Origin of the sequence: Acidovorax sp. CF316 (genome assembly GCF_000276605.1) — a bacterium.
Lineage (GTDB): Bacteria > Pseudomonadota > Gammaproteobacteria > Burkholderiales > Burkholderiaceae_C > Acidovorax.
Map to the genome: position 1 here is coordinate 1 of NZ_AKJX01000269.1, position 12,316 is coordinate 12,316.

At 64.7% G+C, this 12,316-nt stretch carries 11 protein-coding genes; 9 read left to right on the forward strand and 2 right to left on the reverse strand.

Annotated features, from left to right (window positions below; translation table 11 throughout):
• From PMI14_RS30115 to PMI14_RS30135, 5 genes are all read left to right on the forward strand, one after another.
• A partial coding sequence (locus PMI14_RS30115; RefSeq protein ID WP_007860905.1) for a dTDP-4-dehydrorhamnose 3,5-epimerase family protein occupies positions 1–512 on the forward strand: 512 nt, incomplete at its 5' end.
• Between the two features lie 13 nt (positions 513–525).
• On the forward strand, positions 526–1,752 hold the full coding sequence (locus tag PMI14_RS30120) for a class I SAM-dependent methyltransferase (protein ID WP_007860907.1): 1,227 nt from the start codon (positions 526–528) through the stop codon (positions 1,750–1,752).
• Entirely contained in the window at positions 1,749–2,237 is a 489-nt protein-coding gene (locus PMI14_RS30125; RefSeq protein ID WP_007860908.1) for a DapH/DapD/GlmU-related protein, read from the forward strand. The genes PMI14_RS30120 and PMI14_RS30125 overlap by 4 nt, the downstream gene beginning before the upstream one ends.
• Complete coding sequence (locus PMI14_RS30130; RefSeq protein ID WP_007860909.1) at positions 2,234–3,055, forward strand: NAD(P)-dependent oxidoreductase; 822 nt, start codon at positions 2,234–2,236, stop codon at positions 3,053–3,055. The genes PMI14_RS30125 and PMI14_RS30130 overlap by 4 nt, the downstream gene beginning before the upstream one ends.
• Complete coding sequence (locus PMI14_RS30135; RefSeq protein WP_007860910.1) at positions 3,052–3,831, forward strand: cephalosporin hydroxylase family protein; 780 nt, start codon at positions 3,052–3,054, stop codon at positions 3,829–3,831. The genes PMI14_RS30130 and PMI14_RS30135 overlap by 4 nt, the downstream gene beginning before the upstream one ends.
• A gap of 13 nt (positions 3,832–3,844) precedes the next feature.
• On the opposite strand, the gene PMI14_RS30140 is transcribed toward PMI14_RS30135, so the two are convergent.
• Positions 3,845–6,025: a glycosyltransferase family 41 protein gene (locus PMI14_RS30140; protein ID WP_007860911.1), complete on the reverse strand. Its 2,181-nt coding sequence runs from the start codon at positions 6,023–6,025 to the stop codon at positions 3,845–3,847.
• A gap of 114 nt (positions 6,026–6,139) precedes the next feature.
• A complete protein-coding gene (locus tag PMI14_RS30145; RefSeq protein WP_007860912.1) occupies positions 6,140–7,651 on the reverse strand; it encodes a flagellin in 1,512 nt (503 codons plus the stop codon).
• A 325-nt stretch (positions 7,652–7,976) separates the two neighbouring features.
• Between PMI14_RS30145 and PMI14_RS30150 the strand changes: the two genes are divergently transcribed.
• From PMI14_RS30150 to PMI14_RS30165, 4 genes are all read left to right on the forward strand, one after another.
• Entirely contained in the window at positions 7,977–9,488 is a 1,512-nt protein-coding gene (locus PMI14_RS30150) for a flagellin (RefSeq protein WP_007860913.1), read from the forward strand.
• A gap of 236 nt (positions 9,489–9,724) precedes the next feature.
• On the forward strand, positions 9,725–11,155 hold the full coding sequence (fliD, locus tag PMI14_RS30155; protein ID WP_007860915.1) for a flagellar filament capping protein FliD: 1,431 nt from the start codon (positions 9,725–9,727) through the stop codon (positions 11,153–11,155).
• A 65-nt stretch (positions 11,156–11,220) separates the two neighbouring features.
• Entirely contained in the window at positions 11,221–11,679 is a 459-nt protein-coding gene (gene fliS, locus PMI14_RS30160) for a flagellar export chaperone FliS (RefSeq protein ID WP_007860917.1), read from the forward strand.
• A gap of 3 nt (positions 11,680–11,682) precedes the next feature.
• Entirely contained in the window at positions 11,683–11,982 is a 300-nt protein-coding gene (locus PMI14_RS30165) for a flagellar protein FliT (protein ID WP_007860919.1), read from the forward strand.
• Positions 11,983–12,316 lie beyond the last annotated feature (334 nt).

Consider the following 12,316-nt stretch of genomic DNA (forward strand, 5'->3'; position numbering starts at 1 on the left):
AGCCCCAGCCGCTCGCGGACAGCCGGGGTTTCCTGGCGCGCATGTTCTGCGCGCAGGAGCTGGCCCCTGCTGGCTGGACCTGGCCGATTGCCCAGATCAACCACACCCACACGGCGCGGCGTGGCACCGTGCGGGGGCTGCATTTCCAGCACCCCCCGGCGGCCGAGGCCAAGCTGGTCAGCTGCCTGCGGGGTGCCGTGTGGGATGTGGCGGTGGACCTCAGGGCCGGCTCGCCGACCTTTCTGCAATGGTTTGGCCGCGAGCTGTCGGCCGCCAACCACCAGGCGCTGCTCATCCCGCCGGGCTTCGCCCACGGCTTCCAGGCGCTGGCCGACGTTTGCGAGATGCTCTACCTGCACTCCGCCCCCCATGCGCCCGCCGCGGAAGGCGGGCTCGATGCGCTCGACCCGCGCCTGGCCATCGCCTGGCCGCTGCCCGTGGCCGAACGCTCGCCGCGCGATGCCGAACACCCCCTGCTGACGTCCGGTTTCACCGGGCTGCGGCTGCCCTGACCGAGTTGCTTCCATGAAATGCCGCCACTGCGCCGCTCCCGTGACCCTGCCCATGGCAGACCTGGGCACAGCCCCGCCCTCCAACGCCTACCTGCGCGAGCCCGCGCTGCATGCCCCTGAACGCTGGTACCCGCTCAGGGTGCTGGTGTGCGAGAACTGCTGGCTGGTGCAGACCGAGGACTTTGCCGCCGCCGACGCGTTGTTCGATGCCGAGTACGCCTATTTCAGCTCGTTCTCCAGCAGCTGGCTGGCCCATGCCCAGGCCTATGTGCAGGAGATGGCCCAGCGCCTGTCGCTGGGGGCCCACAGCCACGTGGTGGAGGTGGCCGCCAACGATGGCTACCTGCTGCAGTACGTGGCCGGGCGCGGCATTCCCTGCCTGGGCGTGGAGCCCACGGCCAGCACGGCAGCGGCGGCACGGGCGCGCGGCATCGAGGTCGTGGAGCGGTTCTTCGGCGTGGCACTGGCCCGCGAGCTGGTGGCCCAGGGGCGCGCTGCCGATCTCACGGTGGCCAACAACGTGCTGGCCCATGTGCCCGACATCAACGACTTCGTCGCGGGCTTTGCCGTGCTGCTCAAACCCCAGGGCGTGGCCACCTTCGAGTTTCCCCACCTGCTGCAGCTGGTGCAGCAGTGCCAGTTCGACACCCTGTACCACGAGCACTTCTCGTACCTTTCGCTCACGGCGGTGCAGCGCATCTTTGCCGCCAACGGTCTTGCCGTGACCGATGTGCAGGAGCTGTCCACCCACGGCGGCAGCCTGCGCGTGTTCGCCCAGCGCAGCGATGCCGCGCCCACGGTGCATGGCCGGGTGGGCGAGCTGCTGGCCCGCGAAGCGGCGGCCGGTGTGCCGACGGCAGCGTTCTATGCGGGCCTGCAAGGCGAGGCGCTGCGCATCAAGCGCGAACTGCTGGCCTTCCTGCTCGATTGCCACGCGCGCGGCCTCAAGGTGGGCGCCTATGGCGCGGCGGCCAAGGGCAACACCCTGCTGAACTTTGCCGGCGTGCGGGCAGACCTGCTGCCCTACGTGGTGGACCGCAACCCCGCCAAGCAGAGCCAGTTCCTGCCCGGCAGCCGCATCCCGGTGGTCGATGAGGCGCACCTGCGCGCGCACCGCCCCGACCGCATACTGATCCTGCCCTGGAACCTGCGTGAGGAGGTAAGGGCACAATTGGACTATGCCCGCGCCTGGGGCGGGCAGTTTGCCGTGGCGGTGCCCCGCATGGAGGTCTTCTCGTGATCGAGATCCATGCCACGGCCAAGGTGTCGCACCTGGCCGACATCGAAGACTCGGTGCGCGGCTCGCGCATCGTGGTGGGCGCGCATTCGGTGATCGACAGCTTCGTCAAGGTCAAGCCCGCAGGGGGCGTGGGCGATCTCGTCGTGGGCGAGCATGTGGTCATCAACGCGGGCTGTGTTCTTTACACGGGCAATGGCATCCGCATGGGCAATTACGTCGCCATTGCGGCCAACTGCACCTTTGCCCCGGTGAACCACGCCTATGCCGAGCGGGACCGGCTCATTCGCGAGCAGGGCTTTCAATCCAGCAAGGGAGGCATCACGATCGAGGACGACGTGTGGATCGGTGCCAATTGCGTGCTGTTGGACGGGGCTGTGCTGCGCCAGGGCTGCGTGGTCGGGGCCGGCTCCATCGTGCGCGGGGAGTTGCGTGCCTACACCGTGTATGCAGGGCACCCGCTGCGGGCCGTGGGGGGGCGCACGTGACGGCATTCACGGTGCTGGGTGCCTCGGGCTATATCGGCAGCCGCCTCGTTTCCTGCCTGAGGAGCCAGGGCCATGCGGTCCGGGCGCCGGCCAGGGGCGAGACGGGCGTCTTCGGCCAGCCGCTGGGCCATGTCCTGTACTGCGTGGGCCTCACGGCGGATTTCCGTTCGCGCCCGTTCGATACGGTCGAGGCGCATGTGGGCCTGCTGGCCGATGTGCTCGCGCGTGGGCAGTTCGACTCGCTGCTGTACCTCTCGTCCACCCGGGTCTACATGGGGGCGGCCAGCACCCAGGAGGATGCGCCGCTGCAGGTCCTGCCGGGCGACCCGTCCTACCTGTACAACCTGTCCAAGCTCACGGGCGAATCGCTGTGCCATGCCAGCGAACGCGCCGGGGTGCGTGTGGCGCGGCTGTCGAACGTGGTCGGCCCGGGCATGGATGCATCGTCGGGCAACCTCGTGGCGGACCTGGTGCATCAGGCCCGCCAGGGCCATGTGGTCCTGTGCTCGGACCCGCGCTCGGGCAAGGACTACGTGCACATCGCCGACCTGCTCGACTGGCTGCCGCGCATCGCGCTGGCAGGCGCAGCAACGGTGTACAACGTTGCCAGTGGCGTGCAGACTGCCCATGGCCAATGGCTCGACTGGCTGCGTGAGCGCACCGGGTGCACGGTGGCGTGGCCGCAGGACGCGCCGCTGCAGCAGTTCCCGCCCATCGATGCCCGGCGGCTCCATGCCGAGCTCGCCGTGCGCCCCCGTCCGGTCTTTGCCGACGACCTCTTGATTCCGAATGACTTGCCTGGAGTAACTTCGCCATGAACCCTGTTGACCAATTTGCCCAGGAACGCCGTGACCGGCTCGCCTCCTATGCCGACGACGCCGCATTCCAGGCCTTGTCACGAGACTGGCTGCAGGCCTCCATGCAGCGGCAGTACGTGTACAACTTCGACTGGATGGGGCGCCCCATCATCCAGTACCCGCAGGACATGGTGGCCATGCAGGAGCTGGTGTGGCGCGTGCGGCCGGACCTCATCATCGAGACCGGCATTGCCCACGGCGGCTCGCTGGTGCTCAGCGCCTCGCTGCTGGCCCTGCTGGACATGAGCGATGCCATCGAGGCCGGCACCATGCTTGATCCGCGCGCGTCGCGCCGCAAGGTGCTGGGCGTGGACATCGACATCCGCGCACACAACCGGGCGGCCATCGAGGCACATCCCATGGCCAGCCGCATTGCCATGGTCCAGGGCTCGGCCATCGCGCCCGATGTGGTGGCGCAGGTGCGTGACTTTGCCAAGGGCTACCAGCGCATCCTGGTGTGCCTGGATTCCATGCACACGCACGACCATGTGCTCGGCGAGCTGGACGCCTATGCGCCGCTGGTGACGCCGGGCAGCTACTGCGTGGTGTTCGACACCTTTGTCGAAGACATGCCGCCGCGCTTCTTTGCCGACAGGCCCTGGGACGTGGGCAACAACCCCAAGACGGCAGTGCGCCAGTGGCTTGGCGGGCATGCCGAGTTCGAGGTCGACACCGAGATGGAGCAGCGCCTGCAGGTGACGGTGGCGCCGCACGGCTTTCTGCGCCGCAAGGCCTGACCCCGGCGGGGGCTCAGAGCGCCCCAAAAGGCTCCATCCCCATCGCCTGGGTGGCGTGCCGCAGGTAGGTCACGGCGAATTCGGTGTGGCCATGCGCATGCTCCACCTCCGCCAGGCACGCGAGCGCTACGGGATCGTGCGGAACGGCGTTGAGCACGACTTCCGCCAATTGGGTCACTGCAACCCAGTTGCGGTCGGTGATCTGTGCACTTTCTGCATCTGCCGCGGCCATGGGCTGCGAGGCGCCCTTGGCTTTTTCCACCAGACTTTGCAAACGTTGGTGTGCCTCGGCCAGGGCGATCCGCTGGCCGGGTTTCAGCCCGACCCCTGGGGTCGGCGGCTGCGTCCATTCTTCTGGCAACCCGGGCAACCAGGCCTGGATGGCCTGCATCTGCGCCTCTTCATCGCCGGGATGCTGGGCGCGGGCCAGCCACTGCAGCCACATGGCGCGCAGGCCCTCTCCAAAATGGTGGTTGAAGATGTCCTCGCGCATGAGGGCCGAGCCTTCCACCTCGCTGCGCAGGCCCAGGCGCAGGGTATTCAGTGCCGGGATGTCGGCGGCCAGGCCGCTGGCAATGCGCACGTAGTCCTCGCTCGTTTCGGCCAGCCACTCGGTGCGCCCGAGGTAGCTGAGCAGGCCCACGCCCATGCGGCTCTTGAAACTGCTTCCCACCATGGAGACGATGGGCAAGCCCATCCACAGCACGTCGAAAGTGGTGGTGCCGCCGGTGAGCGGAAAGGGATCCAGCGCGATGTCGATGCGGTGGTAGGTCAGGTACTGGTTGTCGCCGTTGAGTGCCACTAGCTCCAGCCGGTCCGGGTCCAGCCCCAGGCCCCGGCAGCGCTGCCGGTAGGCGTTGGCGAAGTCGGGCTGGTCGAGGTTCTTGCCTTCGATGAGCAGGCGTGAGCCTGGCACGGCTTCCAGGATCTGCCCCCACAGGGCCAGCACCTCGTCCGTGAGCTTGCCCAGGTTGTTGCAGGAGCCAAAGGTGATGAAGCCGTTGTCCAGCGCCGGCGTGGGGCGCACCACATAGCGGGGCTGGTAGCGCCACAGCGGATTGCGGCTCATCGGCCGGTAGCAGGCAAACAGGGTGGGCAGGCGGTACAGCTGCTCGGTGTAATTTGCCTGCGCATCCGGCGGATCGGTGACTTCATCGGTGAACTTGTAGTCCACGGCTTGCAGCCCGGTAGTGGCGGGAAAGCCTAGCCACGATACTTGCACCGGAGCTGCCTTGCGTGCCAGGGTCAGTAACCCGTTGTAGCCGGTGTGCCCTGCCAGATCGATCAGAATATCAATGCCCTGTGCGCGGATGGCCTCGGCCTGCTGCTCCGTGCCGAGATTCGCCAAGCGCACGAAGTGATCGACATGGCGCTGGACCCGTGCCGTGACCTGGTCATCGCGTGGAAACAGGTAGAACGCAAACACTTCGAACTGCCGCCGGTCCAGTTGGGCCAGCAGTCCTTCCACGAAGTACATGACGGAATGGACCCGGAAGTCGGGGGACAGAAACCCGATGCGCAGTTTGCGCCAGGGATCACCCTGGTGGTCTGCAAAGTTCGGCCATTGCGGCTTGAGGGGGGGCTCGAAGACGGCTGCGTAATCGAGCGCTGCCTGGGACAGGCTGGCGGCATCTGCGCTGGGGTCGGCCAGCATGAACAGCAGCCGGTTGGTGTGGTTGGACGGTTCCGTGGGGGTCAGTGCGATGGCATCCAGGCAGTCCTGCACTGCTTCGCTCACCTGCCCCAGTTCACGCCGGTGGATGGCTTTCTGGGTGAGGGCCGCAGATCGCCCCGGGATATCGGTGGCCAGTTCGGCGGCCTTTTCAGCCGCTCGCAGACCCTTTTCGTGCTGCGTGATCAGGTAGCAGCATTGCGACAGCTTGAGCCAGCAAATGGCTTTCTCGGGCCTGAGTTCGCAGACCTTTTCCAGGATGGGCAGCGCTTGTGCATTGCGCACGTGGTTGAGAAGGATGTTGCCGTAGTTGATCAGGAGCTCGGCGTCCTGGGGCCACAGCAGCGCCCCCCGGCGATAGACCTCGATCGACTCCTCGATCTTGCCCTGGCAGTCGAGCGCATATCCCAGAAGACGCGTGGCCTGCAGGTCGCGCGCGTTCTTGCGCAGGCTCTGTTTGCACAGCCTTGCTAGCAGGTCCCAATCCCTGGCTTCCAGGGCTGCGTTGAGTCGGCCATCCATTGGGGCTTTGTTTCTGCCGTGCACTGTGCGTCCTTCGCAATCTGTAGGGCCGGCACCCCCAGCCACTGGCGTGCGACGAGAAGCGGCCGGTCGCCTCACTGGTGGTGGCTATTATTACTGCAGCAGCTTCAGGACGCCCTGCGGAATCTGGTTGGCCTGGGCCACCATGGCCGTTCCGGCCTGCTGCAGGATCTGCGAGCGCGACAGGTTGGCGGTTTCCGCCGCAAAGTCAGCATCCAGAATGCGCGAGCGCGAGGCCGACAGGTTTTCGGACGTGATGTTCAGGGACGAGATCGCCGTCTCGAAGCGGGCCTGCAAGGCGCCGAGCTTGGCGCGTTCACCGTTGATGAAAGCCAGGGCTGAATCCACGGTCTTGAGGGCTTCGGTCGCCTTCTTGAAGGTGGTCACGTCGAGGTTGGCCACTTCCTGCAGGTCCGAAGCGCTATTGGCAGGCGTCGCGGTGCTGAAGGCGTTGGTCGTCGTGGCATTGGTGGAGAACGATTTCTCGGAGTCCAGCACGACGTAGCCGCTCACCGTCGAGGCGTCCGCACCAGAGGCTGCGGCCAGGGTATCCGCGCCACCGGCGGAGGTTCCGTCCGCCTGGAGCTTCTGGATGGTGACGGCACCTGCATTGGCTCCCGAGGTGGCACCCTTGTAGATACCGATGTCCTGGCCGGTCGCATTCGTCAGCACGATACCGGTGCTGGTGGAGTTCAGCGACGCGGTGACGCCTGTCTTGGCGGATTGTTCATTGATCGCGGAAATGGCATTGGACAGGCCATCCGAGGTGTTGATCGCGGAGATGTTGAACGAGACGGACTGGCCGAGCGCAGGGGCGGTGGGCGTGTTTTCCGAGCGCAGCTCGAAGGTGTAGGAGCCGACGGAGGCGAAGGACAGGTCCACCTCGGTGCGAGCAGAAGCGGTCACGCCCGTATTGGCCGTCTGCAGGTTGATGTTGTCGGCCATCGCCTTGGACGTGTCGTTGGCGTTGATGGTGATGTTGCGGGAGCCCAGGGCGCCGTTCACCGCCAGCGTGCCAGCAGTCACGCCATTGGTACTCCATGAAGTGGCACTGGCACCGCTGCCGGAACCATTGGCAGAGGTGTTCTGGTTGTTGCCGTAAACACTGGTGCGCAGGTTGGCCGTGGCGGCGACAATGGTCTGGTTGGCGTTGGCGCCGACTTGGAACTGTTGCGTACCAAACGTGCCGTTGAGCAGCTTGGCGCCGTTGAACTCGGTGGTTTGGGAAATGCGGTCCAGTTCGGCGACCAACTGGCCCACTTCCTGGTTCAGGGCCTGGCGGTCACTGGGGCTGTTGGAGGCGTTGGCCGATTGCACAGCCAGTTCACGCACACGCTGCAGAATGTCGCCTGCGGCCTTCATCGCGCCTTCCGTGACCTGCGCCAGGGAGATACCGTCGTTGGCGTTGCGTGCCGCCTGGTTCAGGCCGCGGATCTGGCTGGTGAAGCGCTCGGAAATGGCCAGGCCGGCGGCGTCGTCCTTCGCGCTGTTGATGCGCAGGCCCGACGACAGGCGCTGGATGGAGGTGTTGAGCGAGGTTTGACTCATGCCCAGGTTGCGCTGGGCCGTCAACGAAGCGACGTTGGTGTTGATCGTGGCTGCCATGGAATGCTCCTTGAGGCTTGAGTGGACATTTGTGCCTGAGGGGGACTACCACCGTCCGGCAGGCGATACGGGAACGATGAGGAATTGTGGCCAAGGACCCTCCCTGGCGTTGGCCCGATAAAGAGCCGAAAAGCCTGCCAACTTGCACTTTTGGGCCTAAAGTTTCCGCAGCCGGCGTCGAAAAGACTCACAACGGAAGGCAAATGCGCTCTCCGCCGTTCACCAGAAGGCCATGTCGGCACTGTGGACCGTATAGCCGGGTGCCTTGCCTGGCACCAGGTTGGCGGCAACGCCATTTCAGTCAGTTCTTTTCAGGAGATTTGCCATGGCATCCACCATCAACACCAACGTCGCCTCCTTGACGGCCCAGCGCAACCTGGGCATGAGCCAAACTTCGCTCAACACCTCCATCCAGCGCCTGTCGTCGGGCCTGCGCATCAACAGCGCCAAGGACGACGCCGCCGGCCTGGCCATTTCCGAGCGTTTCACCAGCCAGATCCGTGGTCTGAACCAGGCTGTTCGCAATGCGAATGACGGCATCTCCCTGGCGCAAACGGCTGAAGGCGCCTTGAAGGCTTCCGGCGACATCCTGCAGCGTGTGCGTGAACTGGCGGTGCAATCGGCCAACGCCTCCAACAGCGCCGGCGACCGCCAGGCCCTGCAACAGGAAGTGGGCCAACTGGTCAGCGAACTGGATCGCATCTCCCAAACCACCGAATTCAACGGTGCCAAGCTGCTCAACGGCTCGTTCGGTACGCAACAGTTCCAAGTGGGCGCCAATGCCAACCAGACCATCGTGGCGGCCACGGCCAACCTGCGCACCAGCGTGTACGGCAACAACCAGAACACCTCGGCCAACGGTTCGGGCAGCGGTGCCAGCGCCACCTCCTGGGGTACCAACGGCGTGACCGCCGGTACGCTGGCCGTCAATGGTGCCCTGGGTTCCAGGAACATCACCATCGCGGCCAACGACACGGCCAAGGCCATGGCCGACAACATCAACCTGCAGACCGGGAACACGGGTGTGACCGCCTCTGCCCGCACCGAGGTGCAGCTGAGCTTCGAATCGGTGGGTTCCTACACTTTCGAGCTGCGTTCGGACAACGTGCCCACCTCGCCCGCGCTCGGCCAGTCCGTCTCTTTCAACGTGACCTCCCTCACCACGGCGGACGGTCTGTCGAACGCGGTGTCGGCCATCAATGAGCAGTCGTCCAAGACGGGCGTGACCGCGTCGCTGAACTCCACCAACAATGGCATCATCCTGACCAGTGCCACGGGCCAGGACATCACGCTGGCCAAGGGTGCCACTTCCGGTGCGAATGCGGGTGCGGTGAATATCCAGAAGCTGCAGGCGGATGGCACGACCATCGGCGCTGCCGATACCCTGGCGGCAGCCTCGGGTGCGGACGCATCGACGGTCAGCGGCTATGTGGTGCTTGACTCCGACAAGTCCTTCTCGACGGTGGCCACCACGACCAATGCCTTCAGCACGGCAACCCCTGCGAACTCGGCTTCGGATCTGCAGGAAGTGGCGAACCTGGACGTGACCACGTTCAAGAAGGCCACGGAAGCGCTCAAGACGGTGGACTCGGGCCTGGCGTTCATCAACGGCGAACGCGCTAAGCTCGGTGCTCTGCAATCGCGCTTCGAGACCTCGATCGCCAACCTGCAAGTGACCTCGGAGAACCTGTCTTCTTCCCGCTCGCGCATTCTGGACGCTGACTTCGCGGCAGAAACCGCCAACCTGTCGCGCTCGCAGATCCTGCAGCAGGCTGGTACGGCCATGGTGGCCCAGGCCAACCAGTTGCCACAAGGTGTGCTGGCCCTGCTGCGTTAAGCGCACAATGGCTGGCAGGGTCTGAGAAGACCCTGGTGCATCGGCGGCGACAGTTTTCCTGTCGCCGCCTTTTCACCTTGAGGCCCTTTGTGCCGACCGTAAGCACAGGTGCAGGGGGCTTCTGGAAACAGCGCGTACCGGGAGCGCTGGAATTGGCGGGTTTCCTGGTGTGAATAAGGACGTTACTGGCGCGGGATTGGCTCCATAATTTCCTTTGGACAGTTCAGGAGGTTTGTATGGCAACCATTTCATCCCCAGGGGTCGGCACCAATGGACTTGATGTCAAGAGCATCATCTCCCAGTTGGTCACGCTGGAAAAAAAGCCCCTCGATACGCTGAAGTTGCAGGCGGCCACGGTCAACACCAAGATCTCCGCCTACGGCCAGATCAAGTCGCTGGTCTCCACGCTGGCCGATGCGGCCGGCAAGCTCACCAGCGTGACTGGCTGGAACGGGGTCACCACGACCTCCTCGGATTCCAAATTCGTGTCGGCCACCGCGATCGGCGGCACCTTGCCCACCACCTTCAGCGTGGAAGTGCAGGGCCTTGCCAAGGCGCAGGCCACCGCGTCGGCCGCGCTCCTGCCGGTGGGCGGTGCCCTGGGTGCCGGCACCCTGCGCCTGGAGCTCGGCAAGTGGAGTGTGGCGCCCGCCTCCTTCACGCCCGGCAGCGGCCAGCCTGTCGATATCTCCATCAGCGCCAGCGACAAGCTGACGGATGTGGCGAGCAAGATCAATGGAAGCACGGCCGGGGTGACGGCCTCGATACTGTCCGATGCTTCGGGTGAGCGCCTGCTGCTGCGCAGCAAGAGCACGGGCGAGGAATTCGGCTTCCGCCTGAGCGTCATGGAAGGAGGCGATACCGACATCGCCAGCGCCGGCAATACCGATGCCACGGGTCTGTCCCGTCTGGTCGCGGGCAGCACGACGACGCAGGCGGCGCTCAACGCCAAGGCCACGGTCAATGGCATCGCGGTGTCGTCCGCCACGAATACCTTCGCCACCACGATCTCGGGGGTGACCTTCAAGGCCGAGCAGATTACGACCGCTCCCATCGACATCACGGTCGGCAAGGACACCGCGGCCGTCAAGACCAACGTCGACGAATTCGTCAAGGCCTACAACGCCATCAACCAGTTGATGCAGGATGCCACCAAGTACGACGCTAAAACCAATGCGGCCGGCTTGTTGCAAGGCGACTCGACGGCCATTGCCTTGCAAAATACCCTGCGCAATGCCATCCAGTCGGTCACCTCGGGAGGCGGCGCTTTCAAGCGCCTGGCCGACATCGGCCTGACCCAGCAACTCGGTGGTGACCTCACGCTGGATTCCACCAAGTTCAACAAGGCCTTGACGGAAAATCCGGACGACCTGAAGAACCTGTTCCGCAACACCGGCAGCGGCTCTGCAGAGGGCATTGCCGTGAAGATCAAGGCCGTCACCACCAACCTGCTGTCCGCCGATGGGTTCTTCAAGTCCAAGGACGATACGCTGCAGCTGTCGCTCAAGCGCAATGCCAAGGACCAGGCCACGGTGAATGACAAGGTGGATGCGTTCGAGAAGCGCATCACCGCCCGCTACAACGCGCTGGACAAGCAGATGGCTTCGCTCAATGGCTTGAATGCCTACATCGCGCAGCAGGTGACCGCCTGGAACAAGTCGACCTGACGGAAAGCCTTCAGTTTTTTCGGCCCCAGCCGATAAATAAAGCATCACACCGTAAGGACCACCCCATGTTCAGCGCCCACAACCCCCGTGCAGCCAACGCCTACCAGCGCATCAATGTGGAAACCAGCATGCACACGATTGACCAGCACCAGCTGGTCAGCCTGCTGTATGAGGGTGCTCTGGGGTCCATCGCCACGGCGCGCGGCGCGATGGCGCGTGGTGACATCGTCGGCAAGTGCAATGCCGTCTCCAAGGCGGTGCGCATCATCGAAGAGGGCCTGAGCACCGCCCTGGACACGGTCGATGGTGGTGAACTGGCGCAGAACCTGGGTGCCCTGTACGACTACTGCGTGCGCCGCCTGATCCTGGCCAATGCCCGCAATGACGACGCCATGATGCAGGAAGTGATGCGCCTGATCGAGCCGGTTGCGCTCGGTTGGAACGAGATCAAGAAGAACAACAACGGCATGGCCCCATCGGCCGATGCCACCGCTTCGGGCCAGCCTGTGCTGGTGGAGGCATGAACCATGTCCCACATGCTGATTGATTACTACAAAGCCATTGAAGACAGCAGCGCCAAGATGCTGGAGGCCGCCAAGCTCAAGGATTGGGATGGCGTGGTGCGCTACGAGGGTGCTTGCGCCGTGCTGATTGAGCAACTGCGCTTCAAGTCCCAGGAGCACGAACTGCTGCCCGAGCACCGCCGCGAGAAGACGCGCATCATGCAGCGCATCCTGCGCAACGATGCGCAGATCCGCTGCCTGGCCGAGCCCTGGCTGGCACAGTTCGAGCACCTGTTCGAAGGCCAGCCGCAGATGATGCACTGAACGGGATATAGGCAAGGAGGGCGCTGCCGGCGGCCTCCTTTCGTCTGTCCTGCTTCCCTCCGGGAAGAAAAAAGCCACCGCACGTCGCAAGACGGCCGGTGGCTTTTTGCTGCCTGTTGGCTATTGCAGAAGGCGCTTGATGGGCAATGCCGTCGCAGGATCAATGACGCTGTCGATGTGGCGAATGATGCTGGGATAGCGGAATTGAATCGAAATCAGAGGCAGAAATGCGCGTACCAATTACCCGTGGCGCATGAAGCTGGCGCGGCCCAGGCCAGTGCCCCCGCGCAAGGGCCGCCCCGCCGCGCTGGGGGCGTCCCCCTCCCAGATTGCG